Here is a 23,721-nt window from a genome sequence, read left to right on the forward strand (position 1 = left end):
TTAATTATTTAAATGGATCATATTCTTTTTTAATACCATTAATTCAATAATGATCTTTTAAATTGAGTACTTTTTGTCATCCAGCAGAAATTTTATCTAATCAATTAGTAGTTTCTGTCATTAATGGTGTGTAAATATCTTTATCACCATCTTTAATTGCTTTATTTGGTGCTATTCCAGTAAAATTAGGTCCACCTCTGTATGGTGCATCATCAATAAATGTTTGATCGGCAGTTGGATCAGTTGGATGCTCTGGATTCTGATTAGTTTTACCAACTGATTTTCAGAGCATAAGTTTAATTGAACTAATTAAATCTTTTTCTGCAGAAGTAATAAATCTATCTGCAGATTGTGGATATTGAAGTTGTTGATCTGTATCAACACCAATAATTTTACCTTGACCAGATTTTTTTAATGATGATAAAGTATCTTCGGTTTGTGGTCCTGCTACTGGAAAAATAATATTAGTTTTTTGTCGAGCAAGATCATCATTAATTGCTTGTGAACCTTTTGAACCTTGATTAAAATCACCACTAAATTGAGTACCTGAATTTATAAATTTAATATTTGGTAATGGTTCTTTAAAATCTGAATTTAAAATTTTAACTCATGATATTAATTTTTCTTCATCTTCTTTATTTTTAAATTTATTATTAAAAAACTGTATGGCTCAATAATAACCATACATATAATTAGTAACTGCTGGAATATCAAGTCCACCATAGGTTGACATTTTTAAATTATCAAGTCCACCATATTGATTAGCATGAGCAGTTAACCATATTGCCCCTGCCAATCCGGCTAAAAAGCCTGATTGTTCTGCTTTGTAAAGTAAACCAGCCAATTGCTTATTAGATTTTGGTACTTCTTTATTTGGAGTATCACCATCAATAAAAATAAATTTCACTTTATGTTTTAAAATAGTATTTTGTGCTTTAACCAAAGCATTATGATGTAAAAATCCTGAAGCAATAATTACTTTACTATTTATGAAAACGGCTTTATTATATGATGTCATTAAATCATCAGTATTAGTTAATTGGGGATTATCTCAAGAAACCTCAACTCTTTTATTTTTATATTGAGGATCAACATAATCAGTATGTGTTCAATCATTAAACTCTTGTTTAAACTTGAGAGCAGCATTATATGATGATTCATTAAAAGAAGCATCATTAATAGTATGTCCATCAGTTACAACAGTTATTCGATAAATATTTGGATCATTAAACTGACTATTGCAAGCAATGATTGGTAATATCATTATTACTGACAATGATATTGCACTAAATACAGTAAAAATTTTACGCATACTATTATATTCCTCCTACAAATATATATAAATATTTATATAAAAAAAATATAAAAAAGAAAGCAAAAACATTGCTTTCTTAATTCAATTATTCAAAATAAAATAAAACTGTGTATAAATAAATTTTGAAAATAAATAGGTGGGAATAACTTACTATTAAAAAATACAGTATATATGTATTTAATATTAATTATTTTCTTATTTTCACAATTAACTCTAAACACTAGTTTCTCCTTTAATGGCATAACTACCATTATATAAAATAATAAAACTTATTCTTTAAAAATTCAAGAATAATTATAATTTTTTTAAAATATATAGTAAAGTTTTATTAAAACTGTGGTTTATACTTTTCAACACTTTCATCAACATAATTTTTTCAAGCATTTTCTCACTTATCACGAGTAGAATCATTAACTAAATCAGCAACTAATTTATTATAAGCGTCAGTTACTTTTTGTGCTAAACGTCAATAATCATTACTATCAATAATTAAGTTATTATAAATAGCACTAATAGAATCATTATTAGCAATTCCAAGATATTGCTGACCACCTAATGCTGGTTGTGATATGCTGCCATCAAAGTATTGTTCACCATTAATAGGTTTAATAACTGAATGTTGATCATCCTTATTATAATATAAATTAAAAGAATGTCATAATCAAGTATTAACTGACTTATGAATTCCTTTTAAAGCTGATGTAATAAAAATATCTTTAGCATAACTATATTGAACACTTTGATCAACATCGACACCAATAATTTTTGCTTTGCTATTAGTAGTAGAGTTTTTAACAGCTGATACTAAATCAATTGTTTGTGCTCCTGCAACAGGCATTACAATATCATCTTTATATCCATCAATTAATTGTGAAGTTATTGCTTTTGATGATTTTGTACCAGATTCAAAACTACCTGTAAATTGTTTAGCAATTTTATCAAAATGAATATCAAATTTATTAGTTCATTTTTCAATTTTTTCCTTACCCTCTTTAATTCTAATGGCATTAGTCATTTCCAATAAATTATCATTGCTATTACGATATTTATTAAAATAATATACACCTCAATAATAACCCATCATATAACTAACAATAGTATCAGCTGGTAAACTACCAAAAGTTGACATTTTTAAACCATTATCATCATATGTTTCATGATTAGCTGCTAATCATATTGCTCCTGCTAATCCTGATAAAAACCCTGATTGTTCTGCTGAATAACTTAAACACGCTACATCAACTGGTTTTTCTAATTTAGCATCAACTAAAATAAAACGAACACCTAACTTTTTATATTGATTTTGAATAGCTGGTGTTAATGCACCAAGATGATTAAACCCAACAACAATAATTGTTTTAGCACCAGCAAATGTTGCTAAATTATAATTATTTTGTAAAGTTGAAACAGTACTATCTCGTGAAATAATTCAACGTGTTTTCATTTTTTTATTTTTTCAAACTTCATTACCGGGTAAATTACTAATCATAATACGATTATCATTAAATGTTTTAGTAAACTCTTTTGAACCTTCTAATACTTGCTGATTAAAAGCTTTATCAAATAAATCACCACCATCAGTAATTATTCAAATATCACCAACACTAGGAATACTACATCCAATTAATCCTACTGACGAACTATTTATTAACAAAGTAATAATTAATAATTTTAAAAAATATTTCATAAATTTCTCCTATAAATAAAAAAATGTACTACAGTAAAAATATTAATATTTATTTACAATTTTTTTATACTTTATTTTTACCATATTTTTCATCAAAATTAATAATTTCTCTATTATATGCATCAATAATAATTCGTGCGCAATGAACAGGATTATATAAAATATTAGTTTTTAATTGTGAATTAGCCATTAACAGTTTAATAAATAGTTCAAAATCATTTTCTTTTAATACAAAATCATGCGTAAAACCTTTTATATCATTCATATCTACTAATAATGCTAAAAGAATTTTATGAACTATTCCTCATGAAGAATTTTTAGCATTACTCTCAATTCTACTAATTGTTGCTTGACGAACACCTACTAATTTCCCCAAATATGCTTGCGTTCAACCAAGTCTTAGAACCTGTTTAAAATCTTTTAGAGAATAGTATAAAATGATTATATATTTTAAAATAAGAGGTATATATGTGTAAAAATTATCCTAGTAATGTTAGCAAAGAGCAATTTGAAAATATAAAATCAATTTTAGAAAATACTAAAAAGAGAACTAAACCAAGAAGTTTAGATTTATATGAAGTATTTTGTGCAGTTTTATATGTATTAAAAAGTGGTTGTCAATGAAGAATGTTACCAAAAAATTTTCCAAAATGACAAATTGTATATTATTATTTTCAAGCTTGAAGTAAAAATAATAATAAAGAACCTAGTGTATTACAATTAGTTTTAAAAAAAATTAGTCAAGGCATTTCGTATCAATAATGGTAGAAAAGAACAAACTAGTTTTTGTATAATTGATTCACAAAGTGTTAAAAATACAGATACTACTAAAAATAAAGGTTATGATGCTGGTAAAAAGATTTCAGGAATAAAGCGTCATATTGCTGTTGATTCTCAAGGTTTACCACATGCAATTTACATAACCACAGCAGAAAAAACAGATCGTAATAGTGCTATAATAATGATTGAAAATGAAAAAGAGAATCTTTCTGCAGTTCAAAAAATACTAGTAGATGCTGGTTATACTGGTGAAAAATTTGCTTCTAAAATTAAAACAATTATAAATGCAAATGTTGAAGTTATAAAACGTAATGAATTACATTCTTTTGTAGTATTACCAAAAAGATGAGTTGTAGAACGAAGTTTTGCATGATTAGAAAAATGCAGAAGATTATGAAAAAATTGTGAAAAAAAATTAAATACTAGCTTACAAATGGTTGTTCTTGCCTTTATTTCAATTTTATTGAAAAGATTTTAAACAGGTTCTTAGATAAATTCCATGCTTTTCATGTTTTATTTCTTGGCATAATGGCTGGAAGAAGAAAAAATAAAATTGCTAAATTACACTATCAAAATGCAATAAATTTATTTTCCAAAGGTCAATATTATGAATTAATTGATTTTTTACAATCATTGACTTTACAATAGACTTGGTGCAAAACTAAGGTAATTCAAAATTATATATTCCTGCTATTAAATTAAATCTTAATGCAAATCTTCGTATTTTATTGCGATATTTTAAAGTTAAAATTTTAAAACGTTTTAGTTTAGCAAATACGTGTTTAATTTTAATTCTAATTTTGCTTAAATTTTTATTGTATTCTTTTTGAATTGGTATTAATTTATTGTATTTACTTTTTTTAAATGGCAAAAATGTATTTTTATGAATATTTTGTATTCCTTGATAACCTGAATCAACAAAAACTTGTTTTTCTGGATGAATAAAAGTTTTAGATTTTAAAAGTAATTTAAAATCATGAATGCTTCCAAAACAAAAAGCGGTTGAAATAATTTTTCCATTTAAAATATCAATAATTATTTGCGATTTAAGAGTATGATGTTTGTTTTTACCCGAAAAAAGTAATTTTAGTTTTTTTTAATTCTTTCAATTGGAGTTTCAGTAGCATCAATAGCTAGTAAAGTATTATTGATTCCTTTATTTTTGATTAAATCTTTTTTGCCAGATAAATTAAAAATTCCACTTTTTATTAAAGTATTTTCAATTCAAAAAATATTACGAATGCAACTAGTATGACTAATATTATATCTTTTTGCAATAACTCTATAACTACTATACTCTTTTCAGTATTCTAATGTCATTAATAAACGATTTTCTATTGATAATTTATTAGGTTTACCACCAACTGCTTTTTTAATTGCTTCAGCTTTTTTTAAAATTTCAACCATTTTTTGAAATGTTTGTAGTTTTATTCCCACTAAACTATAAAATTCTTGTTCATCTTTGTATTTTTTTAACATAATAATTATCACCTTTGATATTAATAATAACCGTTAAATTATTAAAATTAAAGGTTTTGCACCAAGTATAAGAACCTGTTTAAAATCTTTTAGAGAATAGTATAAAATGATTATATATTTTAAAATAAGAGGTATATATGTGTAAAAATTATCCTAGTAATGTTAGCAAAGAGCAATTTGAAAATATAAAATCAATTTTAGAAAATACTAAAAAGAGAACTAAACCAAGAAGTTTAGATTTATATGAAGTATTTTGTGCAGTTTTATATGTATTAAAAAGTGGTTGCCAGTGAAGAATGTTACCAAAAAATTTTCCAAAATGACAAATTGTATATTATTATTTTCAAGCTTGAAGTAAAAATAATGATAAAGAACCTAATGTATTACAATTAGTTTTAAAAAAAATTAGTCAAGGCATTTCGTATCAATAATGGTAGAAAAGAACAAACTAGTTTTTGTATAATTGATTCACAAAGTGTTAAAAATACAGATACTACTAAAAATAAAGGTTATGATGCTGGTAAAAAGATTTCAGGAATAAAGCGTCATATTGCTGTTGATTCTCAAGGTTTACCACATGCAATTTACATAACCACAGCAGAAAAAACAGATCGTAATAGTGCTATAATAATGATTGAAAATGAAAAAGAGAATCTTTCTGCAGTTCAAAAATACTAGTAGATGCTGGTTATACTGGTGAAAAATTTGCTTCTAAAATTAAAACAATTATAAATGCAAATGTTGAAGTTATAAAACGTAATGAATTACATTCTTTTGTAGTATTACCAAAAAGATGAGTTGTAGAACGAAGTTTTGCATGATTAGAAAAATGCAGAAGATTATGAAAAAATTGTGAAAAAAAATTAAATACTAGCTTACAAATGGTTGTTCTTGCCTTTATTTCAATTTTATTGAAAAGATTTTAAACAGGTTCTTAGACGTATACGCCTAATTTCTACTTCAATTGCCATTTTATTTCCCTCTCTAATTTTAGTTATTCCCAAACTTATTATGTTATGAAAAATTATAAAAAGATAAATTTTATTCTATATTTGCATAAAATATACTAAAATTAATATGGTGATACAAAATGGAAAATGAATTAATTAAATACTGAACAAAAAAAAGTTTTTTTTATGTTAGCATTTTGTGATTAATTGTTCAAATTATATTTATAATAATAGGTTCAATTTTAATAAATACTACTAGCGAAAAAATAATTAATATTTTATTAATAGTTGGCATAAATAGTTTAATTCTATTAATTTTGTTTGCTTTTTCTATTAATCATTATACTTATGAAACGGTTTATCAAATTAAAGTCAAAGGTAGTACTTTTCAAACTAAATTTTATCGTTATCTAATTATTCTATTTAGTTTTGGTTGATTAATTTTTTTCATTTTAAATGCATTATTTATGTTAGTTGAAACTGCCGTTTTTAAAAGCAAACTTGATTATTTTAATACTTTAAACGATCATTGATGAATTTTACTTATTGTAACAATATTTAACGTTTTAATTATTAGCATACATCGACAATTAATGCATTATACATTAACAAATTTACAATTACCATGAAGTAAATATATAAATAATAAAAAGTAGATTATATCTACTTTTTCTTTGCATCTCATAAATTTATAATGTTTTTTGCACTAATTAAACCAAATAATGATCCACAAGCAACTAAACCACCATTCAATCCAATAAAAACAAATGATAATCCTAATACTAAAGTTATTACTCCATTGCCAAGACTAGCAATACTAACAATAATTAATGGTAATAATGTAACAAGCCACTTGCCACTTGCCACTTAGCCCTTTTTAATACATATAAAACTGCACAAAATACTTCATATAAATCTAAACTTCTTGGTTTAGTTCTCTTTTTAGTATTTTCTAAAATTGATTTTATATTTTCAAATTGCTCTTTGCTAACATTACTAGGATAATTTTTACACATATATACCTCTTATTTTAAAATATATAATCATTTTATACTATTCTCTAAAAGATTTTAAACAGGTTCTTAAAAAAATACAAAGATGAACAAGAATTTTATAGTTTAGTGGGAATAAAACTACAAACATTTCAAAAAATGGTTGAAATTTTAAAAAAAGCTGAAGCAATTAAAAAAGCAGTTGGTGGTAAACCTAATAAATTATCAATAGAAAATCGTTTATTAATGACATTAGAATACTGAAAAGAGTATAGTAGTTATAGAGTTATTGCAAAAAGATATAATATTAGTCATACTAGCTGCATTCGTAATATTTTTTGAATTGAAAATACTTTAATAAAAAGTGGAATTTTTAATTTATCTGGCAAAAAAGATTTAATCAAAAATAAAGGAATCAATAATACTTTACTAGCTATTGATGCTACTGAAACTCCAATTGAAAGAATTAAAAAAAACTAAAATTACTTTTTTCGGGTAAAAACAAACATCATACTCTTAAATCGCAAATAATTATTGATATTTTAAATGGAAAAATTATTTCAACCGCTTTTTGTTTTGGAAGCATTCATGATTTTAAATTACTTTTAAAATCTAAAACTTTTATTCATCCAGAAAAACAAGTTTTTGTTGATTCAGGTTATCAAGGAATACAAAATATTCATAAAAATACATTTTTGCCATTTAAAAAAAGTAAATACAATAAATTAATACCAATTCAAAAAGAATACAATAAAACTTTAAGCAAAATTAGAATTAAAATTAAACACGTATTTGCTAAACTAAAACGTTTTAAAATTTTAACTTTAAAATATCGCAATAAAATACGAAGATTTGCATTAAGATTTAATTTAATAGCAGGAATATATAATTTTGAATTACCTTAGTTTTGCACCAAGTCTATTGTAAAATTTCAAAAAAAATGTTAAAAAAACTACAAACTAAATATAGTTTTTAACCTATTTACTTTGTTTCTCAAAGTAAATAGATTTTTATTTTTAAAAGGAGAAAAAACATGAAAAAAATATTAAAAATAATAAGTGGTTTAATAATTATTACAAGTACAAGTTTAAGCGCTATTGGATGTTATAAAAATAACAATATTTATGATTTAAAAGTGTTACAATCAATAATTTGACAAGAATCAGCAGAAAGAAAAATATCATTATTAAATACTTTTCGTGCAGCAATAAAACAGTATGATGATGTTATAGAAGCAAATAAAAAACATTTATCATTAGATGTTATTTACGCAACCGCAAATAAACCTAATGCCAAAAATGATGAAGAAGATAAAAATTATACTGTGCATTATAATGAATCAAAAATTGAAGCTAATAAATATGTACCTATTGTTATTACTGATTTGGATGAAACATTCATAAATAATATTGGTTTTTCAATTTATAAATTTTTTAATCCAAAAATGAAAGATATGGATTATGAATTTAAAAAATGAGTTGATCATCAAGTCAATTTTGAAGAACAACTTTATAATGGAGTTTTAGCATTTGTTAAACATGTATGAAAAAGTGGTGGTATTGTTTTATTTGATTCAAATCGTTTTCAAGGCGAAAATATCAAGTATGGAGATGAAGCAATACCAACTAAAAAACTACTAGAAAATAATTATTATCCAAAGGCATTTCTTGATAGTTATGTTTGATGAATGCAAGGAGTAACTAAATATGATTCAAATAATTATAAAGATTTAATATCAAAAGAAAATCGTTTTAATTATATTAATAATAACAATTTTAAATTATCATCAAAAGATAAAAATAGTATGCAAATAAAAAATTGAGAAAATGATTTAGTACCAATAAAAAATGTACCATCACATATTGTAATGAGATTGGGTGATAACATTAATGATTTTCATTCTAATTTAACTAATTCAAAATTAATTGATAAAATATCATTAAAAAATGAATTAATAAATAATAAAAATTTTAATAACTTAATTGGTAAAGTGGGAGATGAATTTTGATTTACAAAAAATGAAAATGGAGAAATAATAGAACATTATTGAAAAGAAAATGAAAAAAATAGTTTAATTGATAGTGATCTAAAAAACCTTCGTTTTGTAAAAGAAATTAAACTAGAAGAAGGAAAAATTAATTGAAAAGAAACTTATGTACTGGTTGGTGGTAATGATGTATATGGTAATTTTTTATGAGATTTAGAAAAAAAATATGGTTCTAATTTAGATAATTGATTAAATTTACTAAAACATTATTTCAAAAAATATGAAAATATATGAAAATAATTTACAAAAATTAATATTCAATCTCTAAGAACCTGTTTAAAAGGTAATGTTTAGTAATCTGTGTAACTTACAAAAATAACTATGTTTAATTAATTCTAGTAAATATAATTAAATGACTAGAAAGAGTGAGTTACAGATGGCTAAAAAGCAAAATATTAATAATAATGATCCAATATCAAAAGCAGTAGATTTATTATTAGAAAATACTGAAGATTTAACAACAGTTTTTAAAGAGAAAGGATTGTATAAAGAATTAACAAAAAGATTAGTAGAAAAAATGTTGAATTCTGAGATGCAAAATTATTTAGGATATGATAAGAATCAACATAGTAATAGTGACAATGCTCGTAATGGTATAAGTTCAAAAAAATTAATAACTCAACAAGGTAAAATTGAGATTGATGTACCACGAGATCGCAATAGTAATTTTAATCCTGTAATAGTTGCAAAAAGACAAAGAAGATTTGATGGTTTTGATCAACAAGTTCTTTCTTTATATGCAAAAGGAATGACATTATCAGATATTAGAATGCAATTACAAGAGTTATATCATGGTGCTGATATTAGGAGGCTTTTATGTAATCTGTGTATCTTTGTTTTACAAAGTACTAGTTTAGATTAATTCTATCTTCAAATTTTATCATAAAATGAGCAATTGCTGTATTTCAATTTTGAATGGGCATTGTTCATTTTTTTGTTATATTTTCAATTGCTAAGTAAAATATTTTGAAAACTGCCATATCATTTGGAAAAACTTTTTTATTTCTGATGACTTTTCGTAATTGACTATTTACAGATTCAATAGCATTTGTAGTATAAATCACTCTTTTGATTTCTACTGGATAACTAATAAAAACCATTAAATTATCTCAATTTTTATATCAAGATTTAGCAATTTGAGGATATTGTTTATTTCATTTACTTTCAAAGGATTCTAAAGCCTGCATTGCTTGTTCTTCACTACATGCAGTATAAATTGGTTTTAAATCTGCAACTAGAGATTTTCTATGCTTATATGAGACATATTTCAAACTATTTCTAATTTGATGAACTATGCATAATTGATGTTCTGTTTTAAGATAAACTGATTGTATTGCTTCTGACATGCCTGTTAAATTATCACTGCAGGCAATAAGAATATCATTTAAGCCACGATTTTTCATTTCTGTTAAATTTGCTAATCAAAATTTAGCACCTTCATTTTCACTAATTCATAAACCTAAAACATCTTTTTTACCTTCTAAATCAACTCCTAAAGCTATATAAACTGATTTGTTAATAATCCGTTTATCTTGTCGTACTTTCACTACTATGCAATCAAAATAAACAATCGGATAGACACTTTCTAATGGTCGATTTTGCCATGCTTTTACATCATCAATAACATCATCAGTAATTTGGCTAATAACACTTTCACTAATATCAGCACCATGATATAACTCTTGTAATTGCATTCTAATATCTGATAATGTCATTCCTTTTGCATATAAAGAAAGAACTTGTTGATCAAAACCATCAAATCTTCTTTGTCTTTTTGCAACTATTACAGGATTAAAATTACTATTGCGATCTCGTGGTACATCAATCTCAATTTTACCTTGTTGAGTTATTAATTTTTTTGAACTTATACCATTACGAGCATTGTCACTATTACTATGTTGATTCTTATCATATCCTAAATAATTTTGCATCTCAGAATTCAACATTTTTTCTACTAATCTTTTTGTTAATTCTTTATACAATCCTTTCTCTTTAAAAACTGTTGTTAAATCTTCAGTATTTTCTAATAATAAATCTACTGCTTTTGATATTGGATCATTATTATTAATATTTTGCTTTTTAGCCATCTGTAACTCACTCTTTCTAGTCATTTAATTATATTTACTAGAATTAATTAAACATAGTTATTTTTGTAAGTTACACAGATTACTAAACATTACCGATATTAGTGAAAGTGTTATTAGCCAAATTACTGATGATGTTATTGATGATGTAAAAGCATGGCAAAATCGACCATTAGAAAGTGTCTATCCGATTGTTTATTTTGATTGCATAGTAGTGAAAGTACGACAAGATAAACGGATTATTAACAAATCAGTTTATATAGCATTAGGAGTTGATTTAGAAGGTAAAAAAGATGTTTTAGGTTTATGAATTAGTGAAAATGAAGGTGCTAAATTTTGATTAGCAAATTTAACAGAAATGAAAAATCGTGGCTTAAATGATATTCTTATTGCCTGCAGTGATAATTTAACAGGCATGTCAGAAGCAATACAATCAGTTTATCTTAAAACAGAACATCAATTATGCATAGTTCATCAAATTAGAAATAGTTTGAAATATGTCTCATATAAGCATAGAAAATCTCTAGTTGCAGATTTAAAACCAATTTATACTGCATGTAGTGAAGAACAAGCAATGCAGGCTTTAGAATCCTTTGAAAGTAAATGAAATAAACAATATCCTCAAATTGCTAAATCTTGATATAAAAATTGAGATAATTTAATGGTTTTTATTAGTTATCCAGTAGAAATCAAAAGAGTGATTTATACTACAAATGCTATTGAATCTGTAAATAGTCAATTACGAAAAGTCATCAGAAATAAAAAAGTTTTTCCAAATGATATGGCAGTTTTCAAAATATTTTACTTAGCAATTGAAAATAGCCACTTGCCACTTGCCACTTAGCCCTTTTTACTAGACCATTAATTTAAAAAACCTGAATGTATTCTAAAAACAATTGTGTTATATAATTAACACTAATTTTAACCTGAAAGGATTTTTATTAATGGATAAAATTAAACAAATAGCATTAGTAATTAACAAATTAAATATCAAAGAAAAAATTAAAATTATTGATGATTGTAAAAATCAATATTCAATTAGAAACCTATGTCAATATCTTCAATTAAACAGATCAACATATTACTTTTTAAAAAATAAACAAAAACCTATTAAAAAAGAAGAAAATCATATTATTAAATGCAATCATAAATATCAAAAAATATGCCAACTTTTAATCGAATTTCATTCTACAAGAAAAGGCAGAATTTATGGATATTTAAGAATTTTTTCAGCTTTTAAAGAGTGATTAAAACAAGAAAAAAATATCATTTTAAATATAGAATTATCAATAAAACAAATGCGAAAAATTATGAAAGAACACAATATTCAAGGATTAAAACAAACTAAAAATAACTATCCTAAAAACAAAAAAAATCCAAATAAGTGAATACCTACAATGGATAAAGTAAACAAAGATTATAAAAGTACAACCTCTTCAAATCAAATTTGATCAATGGACACTAAACAAATAAATACTAAAGAAGGATGATTATATCTTTTTGTAATTATTGATTTTTATTCAAATAATGTTGTTAGTTATAATATTGCTCCTAATAAATCATATCAGGATTTAATTCTTCCTGCTCTTGAAAAAATCAACAAACAATTTTCTTGAAATCAAGTAAAAAATGTTATTTTACATTCAGATAACGCCAACGAATTTTATTGTCACGATATCACAAAATGAGCAGAGGATAAACAAATAATTTTAAGCAAAAAACAACCTTATGATATTGGTGGTAATGTATTATCTGAAAACTGATTTTCTCATTTATCTCAAGAATGACTACCTAAAGGATCAAATCAATATTTATCCATCAATGAAGCTATAAATGATGTAAATCAATATGTTATGTTTTATAATTATGAAAGAATACATTCTAAATTTCTAAAACCACCAATTTTACAAATTAAAATTTAGAATTTTATATCAAAAATGGTCCAGTAATTAAGGGCCAACCACCCAATATCTTCAATTAAACAGATCAACATATTACTTTTTAAAAAATAAACAAAAACCTATTAAAAAAGAAGAAAATCATATTATTAAATGCAATCATAAATATCAAAAAATATGCCAACTTTTAATCGAATTTCATTCTACAAGAAAAGGCAGAATTTATGGATATTTAAGAATTTTTTCAGCTTTTAAAGAGTGATTAAAACAAGAAAAAAATATCATTTTAAATATAGAATTATCAATAAAACAAATGCGAAAAATTATGAAAGAACACAATATTCAAGGATTAAAACAAACTAAAAATAACTATCCTAAAAACAAAAAAAATCCAAATAAGTGAATACCTACAATGGATAAAGTAAACAAAGATTATAAAAGTACAACCTCTTCAAATCAAATTTGATCAATGGACACTAAACAAATAAATACTAAAGAAGGATGATTATATCTTTTTGTAATTATTGATTTTTATTCAAATAATGTTGTTAGTTATAATATTGCTCCTAATAAATCATATCAGGATTTAATTCTTCCTGCTCTTGAAAAAATCAACAAACAATTTTCTTGAAATCAAATAAAAAATGTTATTTTACATTCAGATAACGCCAACGAATTTTATTGTCAAGATATCACAAAATGAGCAGAGGATAAACAAATAATTTTAAGCAAAAAACAACCTTATGATATTGGTGGTAATGTATTATCTGAAAACTGATTTTCTCATTTATCTCAAGAATGACTACCTAAAGGATCAAATCAATATTTATCCATCAATGAAGCTATAAATGATGTAAATCAATATGTTATGTTTTATAATTATGAAAGAATACATTCTAAATTTCTAAAACCACCAATTTTACAAATTAAAATTTAGAATTTTATATCAAAAATGGTCCAGTAATTAAGGGCCAACCACCAAGATGTTAAAAATAACTATAAACTAAATATTGTTTTTAACCTATTTACTTTGTTTCTCAAAGTAAATAGGTTTTTATTTTTAAAAGGAGTAAAAAAATGAATAAAGAAATTGAACAAGAAATAAAAAACTTAATGTTTAAAGAAATAAAAAAATTAAGAACATATGCTATTAATTATCATAATTACAAAAAAAACGTACAATTTAATGATATAGATATTCAAAATATAAATAATGGTATTGAAAATAAAAGTAAAAAAAGTAATATAAACAGTATTATGAGAGAACATAATTATGCAAAAAAATTATCTATTTTATAAAAAAATTTAATTTAATTATAAAAAGTTTTAATATAAAAAATAGTAAGAACATATGTTCTTACTATTTTTGTAAACTTTGGTTTTGGTAATTTTTTCAATAATTTAAAATTACATCATCATTAAATAAATTAATTTCATTTTTTTTAACTCCTTTTTTTAATTTATTTATATTTTGTCATAATATATTTTGTAAAGGTATTGGATACTTTCATATTCGACAATTAGTTTTAAATTCTTTCAAATCTAACAGTTTATAAGAACGATTAGGAAATACTTTAATATCTAAATCATAATCAATGTATTTAACTGTTTGCGAATCTAAAATAAAGGGACTGGCAATATTACAATAATAATGAACACCATCATTACGAATCATACAAATAATATTGTATCAATCATTTTTAAAAAATAACCAAATTGCTGGATCAACGGTTGTTCATTTACGACCATTAATTTCAGTAATTGTTACATTCTCATTTACTAAAACTAAATATTTTTCAGTATCTTCTAAAACAATTGAATTATTTCAACTACGATATAAATCGCCATTATGCTTATATGCATGAATTGAAAGTATTTGCCCTTCTTTAAGGTACATATACATTTAAACCTCAACTTTCTGCAAATCATAAACAAGTATATAGGGGCGTTGCCCCCTAGTTGCTTCGCAACTTACCCCAGTGGCGTAAACGCCACGGCCAACCAACGAAGGTTCTGGTTGGCTTCGACCAATAATATAGGTTTACTCTATTTTAACATCTTTCTTATTTTTCTTAGAATATTTATTTCTATAATAACAAGCACGGCATACAGTATTTTCAGTTTCTTTCTTTTCAGTTTGTAATATATTATCCAACTTATCTAATCCTACTACTCTAATATCATCAACAGTTAAATCTAAGAACCTGTTTAAAATCTTTTAGAGAATAGTATAAAATGATTATATATTTTAAAATAAGAGGTATATATGTGTAAAAATTATCCTAGTAATGTTAGCAAAGAGCAATTTGAAAATATAAAATCAATTTTAGAAAATACTAAAAAGAGAACTAAACCAAGAAGTTTAGATTTATATGAAGTATTTTGTGCAGTTTTATAGGTGGTTGGCCCTTAATTACTGGACCATTTTTGATATAAAATTCTAAATTTTAATTTGTAAAATTGGTGGTTTTAGAAATTTAGAATGTATTCTTTCATAATTATAAAACATAACATATTGATTTACATCATTTATAGCTTCATTGATGGATAAATATTGATTTGATCCTTTAGGTAGTCATTCTTGAGATAAATGAGAAAATCAGTTTTCAGATAATACATTACCACCAATATCATAAGGTTGTTTTTTGCTTAAAATTATTTGTTTATCCTCTGCTCATTTTGTGATATCGTGACAATAAAATTCGTTGGCGTTATCTGAATGTAAAATAACATTTTTTATTTGATTTCAAGAAAATTGTTTGTTGATTTTTTCAAGAGCAGGAAGAATTAAATCCTGATATGATTTATTAGGAGCAATATTATAACTAACAACATTATTTGAATAAAAATCAATAATTACAAAAAGATATAATCATCCTTCTTTAGTATTTATTTGTTTAGTGTCCATTGATCAAATTTGATTTGAAGAGGTTGTACTTTTATAATCTTTGTTTACTTTATCCATTGTAGGTATTCACTTATTTGGATTTTTTTTGTTTTTAGGATAGTTATTTTTAGTTTGTTTTAATCCTTGAATATTGTGTTCTTTCATAATTTTTCGCATTTGTTTTATTGATAATTCTATATTTAAAATGATATTTTTTTCTTGTTTTAATCACTCTTTAAAAGCTGAAAAAATTCTTAAATATCCATAAATTCTGCCTTTTCTTGTAGAATGAAATTCGATTAAAAGTTGGCATATTTTTTGATATTTATGATTGCATTTAATAATATGATTTTCTTCTTTTTTAATAGGTTTTTGTTTATTTTTTAAAAAGTAATATGTTGATCTGTTTAATTGAAGATATTGACATAGGTTTCTAATTGAATATTGATTTTTACAATCATCAATAATTTTAATTTTTTCTTTGATATTTAATTTGTTAATTACTAATGCTATTTGTTTAATTTTATCCATTAATAAAAATCCTTTCAGGTTAAAATTAGTGTTAATTATATAACACAATTGTTTTTAGAATACATTCAGGTTTTTTAAATTAATGGTCTAGTAAAAAGGGCTAAGTGGCAAGTGGCAAGTGGCAACCACCGATTAAAACAAACTAAAAATAACTATCCTAAAAACAAAAAAAATCCAAATAAGTGAATACCTACAATGGATAAAGTAAACAAAGATTATAAAAGTACAACCTCTTCAAATCAAATTTGATCAATGGACACTAAACAAATAAATACTAAAGAAGGATGATTATATCTTTTTGTAATTATTGATTTTTATTCAAATAATGTTGTTAGTTATAATATTGCTCCTAATAAATCATATCAGGATTTAATTCTTCCTGCTCTTGAAAAAATCAACAAACAATTTTCTTGAAATCAAGTAAAAAATGTTATTTTACATTCAGATAACGCCAACGAATTTTATTGTCACGATATCACAAAATGAGCAGAGGATAAACAAATAATTTTAAGCAAAAAACAACCTTATGATATTGGTGGTAATGTATTATCTGAATTTCTAAAACCACCAATTTTACAAATTAAAATTTAGAATTTTATATCAAAAATGGTCCAGTAATTAAGGGCCAACGACCAGTAGCAAATTTTATATTTTAATAACAAACAAATCTTATCATAAAAAATTATAAAAACAAACAATAAAAGAAAAACGATACTTAATTATTTAATTATACATAATAATTATACCATTATTTATTTAGTAAATAAAAAGCGAAAAATAAATTTATAATAATATTTATTTAAAAAAGAAAAAACTCCAAAAAGGAGTAGTAAAAAACATAATTTTATTAAATGGGGCGACTGACGGGATTCGAACCCGCGAATGTCAGTTCCACAAACTGATGCGCTAGACCGCTACGCCACAGTCGCCATATTAGTTTCTATAAGTAAAACCGTTAAATATTATACAATAAATTTATCATTTTTTAATATTTTTTTCATAAAACTACAAAAATAATCATCTAATTTTCATATATAACAGTAACAATAATAAAAAAACAATGCTACTATTAACAATTAGAACACAATTTAAAATTAATAATTATGGTTAATTATTAATTTAAATACTAGACTTGGTGCAAAACCTTTAATTTTAATAATTTAACGGTTATTATTAATATCAAAGGTGATAATTATTATGTTAAAAAAATACAAAGATGAACAAGAATTTTATAGTTTAGTGGGAATAAAACTACAAACATTTCAAAAAATGGTTGAAATTTTAAAAAAAGCTGAAGCAATTAAAAAAGCAGTTGGTGGTAAACCTAATAAATTATCAATAGAAAATCGTTTATTAATGACATTAGAATACTGAAAAGAGTATAGTAGTTATAGAGTTATTGCAAAAAGATATAATATTAGTCATACTAGCTGCATTCGTAATATTTTTTGAATTGAAAATACTTTAATAAAAAGTGGAATTTTTAATTTATCTGGCAAAAAAGATTTAATCAAAAATAAAGGAATCAATAATAATTTACTAGCTATTGATGCTACTGAAACTCCAATTGAAAGAATTAAAAAAAACTAAAATTACTTTTTTCGGGTAAAAACAAACATCATACGCCACTTGCCACTTGCCACTTAGCCCTTTTTACTAGACCATTAATTTAAAAAACCTGAATGTATTCTAAAAACAATTGTGTTATATAATTAACACTAATTTTAACCTGAAAGGATTTTTATTAATGGATAAAATTAAACAAATAGCATTAGTAATTAACAAATTAAATATCAAAGAAAAAATTAAAATTATTGATGATTGTAAAAATCAATATTCAATTAGAAACCTATGTCAATATCTTCAATTAAACAGATCAACATATTACTTTTTAAAAAATAAACAAAAACCTATTAAAAAAGAAGAAAATCATATTATTAAATGCAATCATAAATATCAAAAAATATGCCAACTTTTAATCGAATTTCATTCTACAAGAAAAGGCAGAATTTATGGATATTTAAGAATTTTTTCAGCTTTTAAAGAGTGATTAAAACAAGAAAAAAATATCATTTTAAATATAGAATTATCAATAAAACAAATGCGAAAAATTATGAAAGAACACAATATTCAAGGATTAAAACAAACTAAAAATAACTATCCTAAAAACAAAAAAAATCCAAATAAGTGAATACCTACAATGGATAAAGTAAACAAAGATTATAAAAGTACAACCTCTTCAAATCAAATTTGATCAATGGACACTAAACAAATAAATACTAAAGAAGGATGATTATATCTTTTTGTAATTATTGATTTTTATTCAAATAATGTTGTTAGTTATAATATTGCTCCTAATAAATCATATCAGGATTTAATTCTTCCTGCTCTTGAAAAAATCAACAAACAATTTTCTTGAAATCAAATAAAAAATGTTATTTTACATTCAGATAACGCCAACGAATTTTATTGTCAAGATATCACAAAATGAGCAGAGGATAAACAAATAATTTTAAGCAAAAAACAACCTTATGATATTGGTGGTAATGTATTATCTGAAAACTGATTTTCTCATTTATCTCAAGAATGACTACCTAAAGGATCAAATCAATATTTATCCATCAATGAAGCTATAAATGATGTAAATCAATATGTTATGTTTTATAATTATGAAAGAATACATTCTAAATTTCTAAAACCACCAATTTTACAAATTAAAATTTAGAATTTTATATCAAAAATGGTCCAGTAATTAAGGGCCAACCACCTTATCAGATATTAGAATGCAATTACAAGAGTTATATCATGGTGCTGATATTAGTGAAAGTGTTATTAGCCAAATTACTGATGATGTTATTGATGATGTAAAAGCATGGCAAAATCGACCATTAGAAAGTGTCTATCCGATTGTTTATTTTGATTGCATAGTAGTGAAAGTACGACAAGATAAAAGGATTATTAATAAATCAGTTTATATAGCTTTAGGAGTTGATTTAGAAGGTAAAAAAGATGTTTTAGGTTTATGAATTAGTGAAAATGAAGGTGCTAAATTTTGATTAGCAAATTTAACAGAAATGAAAAATCGTGGCTTAAATGATATTCTTATTGCCTGCAGTGATAATTTAACAGGCATGTCAGAAGCAATACAATCAGTTTATCTTAAAACAGAACATCAATTATGCATAGTTCATCAAATTAGAAATAGTTTGAAATATGTCTCATATAAGCATCGAAAATCTCTAGTTGCAGATTTAAAACCAATTTATACTGCATGTAGTGAAGAACAAGCAATGCAGGCTTTAGAATCGTTTGAAAGTAAATGAAATAAACAATATCCTCAAATTGCTAAATCTTGATATAAAAATTGAGATAATTTAATGGTTTTTATTAGTTATCCAGTAGAAATCAAAAGAGTGATTTATACTACAAATGCTATTGAATCTGTAAATAGTCAATTACGAAAAGTCATCAGAAATAAAAAAGTTTTTCCAAATGATATGGTAGTTTTCAAAATATTTTACTTAGCAATTAAAAATATAACAAAAAAATGAACAATGCCCATTCAAAATTGAAATACAGCAATTGCTCATTTTATGATAAAATTTGAAGATAGAATTAATCTAAACTAGTACTTTGTAAAACAAAGATACACAGATTACATAAAAGCCTCGAATCAATTATACAAAAACTAGTTTGTTCTTTTCTACCATTATTGATACGAAATGCCTTGACTAATTTTTTTTAAAACTAATTGTAATACACTAGGTTCTTTATCATTATTTTTACTTCAAGCTTGAAAATAATAATATACAATTTGTCATTTTGGAAAATTTTTTGGTAACATTCTTCACTGGCAACCACTTTTTAATACATATAAAACTGCACAAAATACTTCATATAAATCTAAACTTCTTGGTTTAGTTCTCTTTTTAGTATTTTCTAAAATTGATTTTATATTTTCAAATTGCTCTTTGCTAACATTACTAGGATAATTTTTACACATATATACCTCTTATTTTAAAATATATAATCATTTTATCCTATTCTCTAAAAGATTTTAAACAGGTTCTTAGATAAAGCTATTGAACAATTGTTAGTTAGTGAAAAAATAGCACAACAAAATGTTGAATGAAATAACAGTATTGTAGTTACAAGTAACTTAGATAGTGATATTTATGATTATAATTTATCAACCGGACTTACTCCTTAATTAATTTTAATTATTAATATATTTTAAATTTAAATTAAGAATTTTTAATTAAAAAAAATAATAGTGAGTATAAGAAAAAATAAAAATGATAAATATTATGACTCTTGTTGCAAAATTTTTAATTAAATTTAATATTAATAACATTTAAAATTAGTAAAGCTAATTCATATACGTTTATTATTCTGAATAATAATCATCAATAAATGGAATTCTTCAAAAAATTTCTGGATGATAAGTATAAGATATAAGAAATGCTAACAATCCTACACCAATAATAAAGAAAAATATATCTTTAAAATCAATATGGTATTGACGAAAACGTGTTCTTTTACCTTGTGGATCATAACCCCTTGAATCCATAGCGTACGCTAAATCTTCTGCTTTTTGAAATGAAGAAACTAATAAGGGAATAATTAATGATACTAACGATTTAACTTTTTCTTTAAAATGACCATTTTTTAAATCTACACCACGTGATGCTTGCGCTTTTAAAATTCTACCGGCTTCATCTAATAATGTAGGAATTGAACGAAGAGCAATAGAAATAATCATTGAAATAATATGTACTGGAAATTTAATTAATTTTAATGGTAACATTAAATCTTCTAATGCTAATGTTAAATCTAATGGTTGTGTTGTGGTTGTTAAAATTGTTGTAATTAAAATCATTAAATAAATTCTAAGAGCAATATAAATACTAACAAATATAGCTTTATATGATACCTTAATACCATGCCAACGTCAAATCATTCCAACATTAGGGCCATCAGTTAAAAAACAGTTAATTATAAATAAAATAAATGCCATAAATAAAATGGGACGCATTAATTTTAATAACATCATAAAAGGTAATTTTGCACAAAAGAAAATTGTTATGACAGTAAAACCAATAAGAGCGTAACTTTCAAAACCAGTATGAAAAAAAAGTGAAGCAATTAAACAAATTAAAACTAGTAATTTAATTCTTGGATCTACACGATGAATGATTGAATTTAAAGGTAAATAACGACCAAAACTAACTTTCATTATTTATTACTCCTTACTTTTTATTGCTATTTTTTTTGGATAATATTTTTGATAGCTGGTCAATTAATTCTGAATTACTTCTAGCAGTAATTTTTGATGTATCAAATCCTGCTGCTTCTAATTTATATAAAAAACTATAAATTTTTGGTGGTTCAATTCCGGTTTCGGTAATTAATTTTTTATCTCTAAAAATAGTAATTGGATCTGCTTTTTTATAAATCTGTGTATTATGTAATACAATAACTTCATCAGCAACCATTAGTACATGATTCATATTATGAGTTACTAAAATAATAGTTTTCTTTTCTTTATGATTTAAATCATAAAATAAATTAATTAATTCTTTTTCACCATCGGGATCAAGTCCTGCTGTTGGTTCATCTAAAATTAAAGTATGACCTTGTAATGCCAAAATACCAGCAATAGCAACTCTTCGTTTTTGACCCCCAGACAAATCAAACGGACTTCTTGATAAGTATATTTCGTCTAATCCAACCAAATTAATATATTTTTTTGCTAACTCTCGTGCTTTATCTTTTTTCTCACCAAAATTAACTGGTCCAAACATAATATCTCGTTCAATAGTTTCTTCAAATAACTGATATTCGGGAAATTGAAAGACTAAGCCAATTTGTTTACGTATTTTTTTAATATCACGAATTTTTTTTTGATTAGCCTTAATAATAAAATCATTAATGGCAACTGAACCTGCCATTGGAACTAATAAACCATTAATATGTTGAATCATAGTTGATTTACCACTACCAGTTTCACCAATAATAGCAACTATTTTTTGTTCAACAATTTCAATAGTAATATCTTTTAATGCTTGATATTGATAAGGGGTTTTTGGAGAATAAGTATAACTTACTTCTTTGAATTTAATTGACATAAGCTAGAAATCAACTCCTCTTCACTTAATGTTTCATTAATATTAATCCCCTTATTTTTTAAACCTAACGATACTTTTAAAACAAAAGGAATATCTAAATGAATACTTTGTAAAAACTCTCATTCTTTTAATATTTCAGATGGAGTTCCATAACGAACTAACTTACCTTTATTCATAACAATAATTTTATCGGCATTAATAATTTCATCCATATCATGAGTAATAGAAATAATAGTTTTATTGCGTTGTTCTTGTAATTTTAACATAATTTCTTTAACTTCTCGTTTACCTTTTGGATCAAGCATACTAGTTGCCTCATCAAAAATAATAATATCAGGTTCTAAAGCTAAAACTGAAGCAATAGCTACACGTTGTTTTTGACCACCAGATAATCATAGCGGTTCATGATCTAAATATTTTTCCATACCCACTGCCCTAGAAACTCTGTCAATAATTGCTGGCATATCACTGGGTTCAACTAAATGATTTTCCAAGCCAAAAGCAATATCATCACGAACAGTTGAACCTATAAATTGATTATCAGGATTTTGAAAAACAATACCTAAGTGACGACGTAATTGTTTAATGTTTTTATTAGTAATTGTTTCATCAAATAATTGAATTGTACCTTTTTGTTTGTGTAAAACACCAATAATAATTTTTGAAAGTGTTGACTTACCACTACCATTATGACCAATTATAGTAATATATTCACCATGATTAATATCAAAACTAACATTATCAACAGCGTTATTGTATTCTGGTTTATAACGAAATTCAACATTTTTTAAACTTAATGAAATTTTAGATTTACTCATATTACTTCTAACTCCATTTTAAATATTATGCTAGTAAAATTATAACAGTAATTTTATATATATCAATTTATAATTTATAAAAATTATAAAAAAAGAAAAAAATGAACAATATCTGTTCAAAATTG

The 23,721-nt window shown here is 24.1% G+C and carries 20 protein-coding genes, 1 tRNA gene and 8 pseudogenes; 16 read left to right on the forward strand and 13 right to left on the reverse strand.

The features are described from left to right. Nucleotides 1–4 precede the first annotated feature (4 nt). The 3 genes from AAHM96_RS06850 to AAHM96_RS06860 form a co-directional block, all read right to left on the reverse strand. Complete coding sequence (locus AAHM96_RS06850; protein WP_342273047.1) at nt 5–1,312, reverse strand: BMP family ABC transporter substrate-binding protein; 1,308 nt, start codon at nt 1,310–1,312, stop codon at nt 5–7. Between the two features lie 331 nt (nt 1,313–1,643). Then, the gene (locus AAHM96_RS06855) at nt 1,644–3,002 is read right to left on the reverse strand and encodes a BMP family ABC transporter substrate-binding protein (RefSeq protein ID WP_342273048.1); all 1,359 of its coding nucleotides are present in this window, start codon (nt 3,000–3,002) and stop codon (nt 1,644–1,646) included. Nucleotides 3,003–3,066: 64 nt separating this feature from the next. Then, on the reverse strand, nt 3,067–3,378 hold the full coding sequence (locus AAHM96_RS06860) for a hypothetical protein (protein WP_342273049.1): 312 nt from the start codon (nt 3,376–3,378) through the stop codon (nt 3,067–3,069). Nucleotides 3,379–3,470: 92 nt separating this feature from the next. Here AAHM96_RS06860 and AAHM96_RS06865 point away from each other — a divergent pair. After that, nucleotides 3,471–4,260 (forward strand): IS5 family transposase gene (locus AAHM96_RS06865; protein WP_342273050.1). Its coding sequence is split into 2 segments (ribosomal slippage): nt 3,471–3,731 and nt 3,733–4,260, totalling 789 coding nucleotides; the frame shifts between segments, so codons are not numbered across the junction. A gap of 183 nt (nt 4,261–4,443) precedes the next feature. On the opposite strand, the pseudogene AAHM96_RS06870 reads toward AAHM96_RS06865, so the two are convergent. Next, nucleotides 4,444–5,261: pseudogene (locus tag AAHM96_RS06870) on the reverse strand (IS5 family transposase). Nucleotides 5,262–5,398: 137 nt separating this feature from the next. Here AAHM96_RS06870 and AAHM96_RS06875 point away from each other — a divergent pair. The 3 genes and pseudogenes from AAHM96_RS06875 (at nt 5,399) to AAHM96_RS06885 (ending at nt 7,082) form a co-directional block, all read left to right on the forward strand. Further along, nucleotides 5,399–6,187, forward strand: a pseudogene (locus tag AAHM96_RS06875) (IS5 family transposase). Nucleotides 6,188–6,351: 164 nt separating this feature from the next. Then, complete coding sequence (locus AAHM96_RS06880) at nt 6,352–6,867, forward strand: hypothetical protein (RefSeq protein WP_338975820.1); 516 nt, start codon at nt 6,352–6,354, stop codon at nt 6,865–6,867. A gap of 38 nt (nt 6,868–6,905) precedes the next feature. Next, nucleotides 6,906–7,082, forward strand: coding sequence for a hypothetical protein (locus tag AAHM96_RS06885; protein ID WP_342273051.1), 177 nt, complete (start codon nt 6,906–6,908; stop codon nt 7,080–7,082). A 4-nt stretch (nt 7,083–7,086) separates the two neighbouring features. Here AAHM96_RS06885 and AAHM96_RS06890 read toward each other — a convergent pair. Beyond that, nucleotides 7,087–7,227, reverse strand: a pseudogene (locus tag AAHM96_RS06890) (IS5/IS1182 family transposase); the annotation flags it as partial. Between the two features lie 54 nt (nt 7,228–7,281). Between AAHM96_RS06890 and AAHM96_RS06895 the strand changes: the two are divergent. The 3 genes and pseudogenes from AAHM96_RS06895 to AAHM96_RS06905 all read left to right on the forward strand — a co-directional run. Further along, nucleotides 7,282–8,108 (forward strand): annotated as a pseudogene (locus tag AAHM96_RS06895) (IS5 family transposase). Between the two features lie 128 nt (nt 8,109–8,236). After that, nucleotides 8,237–9,490, forward strand: coding sequence for an HAD family acid phosphatase (locus AAHM96_RS06900; RefSeq protein WP_342273052.1), 1,254 nt, complete (start codon nt 8,237–8,239; stop codon nt 9,488–9,490). Between the two features lie 136 nt (nt 9,491–9,626). Continuing rightward, a pseudogene (locus AAHM96_RS06905) lies at nt 9,627–10,055 on the forward strand (transposase); the annotation flags it as partial. A 43-nt stretch (nt 10,056–10,098) separates the two neighbouring features. On the opposite strand, the gene AAHM96_RS06910 reads toward AAHM96_RS06905, so the two are convergent. Then, the gene (locus tag AAHM96_RS06910; protein ID WP_342273672.1) at nt 10,099–11,337 is read right to left on the reverse strand and encodes an IS256 family transposase; all 1,239 of its coding nucleotides are present in this window, start codon (nt 11,335–11,337) and stop codon (nt 10,099–10,101) included. A gap of 94 nt (nt 11,338–11,431) precedes the next feature. Here AAHM96_RS06910 and AAHM96_RS06915 point away from each other — a divergent pair. From AAHM96_RS06915 to AAHM96_RS06930, 4 genes and pseudogenes are all read left to right on the forward strand, one after another. Then, a pseudogene (locus AAHM96_RS06915) lies at nt 11,432–12,151 on the forward strand (IS256 family transposase); the annotation flags it as partial. Nucleotides 12,152–12,278: 127 nt separating this feature from the next. Continuing rightward, a complete protein-coding gene (locus AAHM96_RS06920; protein WP_342272824.1) occupies nt 12,279–13,256 on the forward strand; it encodes an IS3 family transposase in 978 nt (325 codons plus the stop codon). Between the two features lie 289 nt (nt 13,257–13,545). Next, nucleotides 13,546–14,169, forward strand: a complete 624-nt coding sequence (locus tag AAHM96_RS06925; RefSeq protein ID WP_342272751.1) for a DDE-type integrase/transposase/recombinase — start codon at nt 13,546–13,548, stop codon at nt 14,167–14,169. Nucleotides 14,170–14,309: 140 nt separating this feature from the next. Beyond that, on the forward strand, nt 14,310–14,531 hold the full coding sequence (locus tag AAHM96_RS06930; RefSeq protein ID WP_281748988.1) for a hypothetical protein: 222 nt from the start codon (nt 14,310–14,312) through the stop codon (nt 14,529–14,531). A 61-nt stretch (nt 14,532–14,592) separates the two neighbouring features. Here the strand turns inward: AAHM96_RS06930 and AAHM96_RS06935 are convergent, their stop codons facing one another. Continuing rightward, nucleotides 14,593–15,129, reverse strand: coding sequence for a DUF402 domain-containing protein (locus tag AAHM96_RS06935; protein WP_342273054.1), 537 nt, complete (start codon nt 15,127–15,129; stop codon nt 14,593–14,595). A 369-nt stretch (nt 15,130–15,498) separates the two neighbouring features. On the opposite strand from AAHM96_RS06935, the pseudogene AAHM96_RS06940 reads away from it, so the two are divergent. Further along, nucleotides 15,499–15,627: pseudogene (locus AAHM96_RS06940) on the forward strand (IS5/IS1182 family transposase); the annotation flags it as partial. Nucleotides 15,628–15,672: 45 nt separating this feature from the next. Here AAHM96_RS06940 and AAHM96_RS06945 read toward each other — a convergent pair. Then, nucleotides 15,673–16,650 carry an IS3 family transposase gene (locus tag AAHM96_RS06945; protein ID WP_342272762.1) on the reverse strand — a complete coding sequence of 326 codons (978 nt, stop codon included), beginning with the start codon at nt 16,648–16,650 and terminating at the stop codon, nt 15,673–15,675. 111 nt (nt 16,651–16,761) lie between these two features. Between AAHM96_RS06945 and AAHM96_RS06950 the strand changes: the two genes are divergently transcribed. Further along, entirely contained in the window at nt 16,762–17,241 is a 480-nt protein-coding gene (locus tag AAHM96_RS06950) for a DDE-type integrase/transposase/recombinase (protein ID WP_342273055.1), read from the forward strand. 261 nt (nt 17,242–17,502) lie between these two features. Here the strand turns inward: AAHM96_RS06950 and AAHM96_RS06955 are convergent. Further along, a tRNA-His gene (locus AAHM96_RS06955) sits at nt 17,503–17,579 on the reverse strand. 268 nt (nt 17,580–17,847) lie between these two features. On the opposite strand from AAHM96_RS06955, the gene AAHM96_RS06960 reads away from it, so the two are divergent. The 3 genes and pseudogenes from AAHM96_RS06960 to AAHM96_RS06970 form a co-directional block, all read left to right on the forward strand. Next, on the forward strand, nt 17,848–18,240 hold the full coding sequence (locus AAHM96_RS06960; protein ID WP_342272766.1) for a transposase family protein: 393 nt from the start codon (nt 17,848–17,850) through the stop codon (nt 18,238–18,240). A gap of 157 nt (nt 18,241–18,397) precedes the next feature. Then, nucleotides 18,398–19,375, forward strand: a complete 978-nt coding sequence (locus tag AAHM96_RS06965; protein WP_342272797.1) for an IS3 family transposase — start codon at nt 18,398–18,400, stop codon at nt 19,373–19,375. Nucleotides 19,376–19,415: 40 nt separating this feature from the next. After that, nucleotides 19,416–20,279 (forward strand): annotated as a pseudogene (locus AAHM96_RS06970) (IS256 family transposase); the annotation flags it as partial. Nucleotides 20,280–20,359: 80 nt separating this feature from the next. On the opposite strand, the gene AAHM96_RS06975 reads toward AAHM96_RS06970, so the two are convergent. The 4 genes from AAHM96_RS06975 to AAHM96_RS06990 form a co-directional block, all read right to left on the reverse strand. Beyond that, nucleotides 20,360–20,653: a transposase gene (locus AAHM96_RS06975; RefSeq protein WP_425288746.1), complete on the reverse strand. Its 294-nt coding sequence runs from the start codon at nt 20,651–20,653 to the stop codon at nt 20,360–20,362. 384 nt (nt 20,654–21,037) lie between these two features. Then, complete coding sequence (locus tag AAHM96_RS06980) at nt 21,038–21,886, reverse strand: energy-coupling factor transporter transmembrane component T (protein WP_342273056.1); 849 nt, start codon at nt 21,884–21,886, stop codon at nt 21,038–21,040. 13 nt (nt 21,887–21,899) lie between these two features. Beyond that, nucleotides 21,900–22,778 carry an energy-coupling factor transporter ATPase gene (locus tag AAHM96_RS06985; RefSeq protein ID WP_342273057.1) on the reverse strand — a complete coding sequence of 293 codons (879 nt, stop codon included), beginning with the start codon at nt 22,776–22,778 and terminating at the stop codon, nt 21,900–21,902. Beyond that, the gene (locus AAHM96_RS06990; protein WP_342273058.1) at nt 22,754–23,596 is read right to left on the reverse strand and encodes an energy-coupling factor transporter ATPase; all 843 of its coding nucleotides are present in this window, start codon (nt 23,594–23,596) and stop codon (nt 22,754–22,756) included. The genes AAHM96_RS06985 and AAHM96_RS06990 overlap by 25 nt, the downstream gene beginning before the upstream one ends. Nucleotides 23,597–23,721 lie beyond the last annotated feature (125 nt).

Source organism: Spiroplasma endosymbiont of Acasis viretata, from assembly GCF_964031275.1.
Taxonomy (GTDB): Bacteria; Bacillota_I; Bacilli_A; order Mycoplasmatales; family VBWQ01; genus Spiroplasma_E; species Spiroplasma_E ixodetis_A.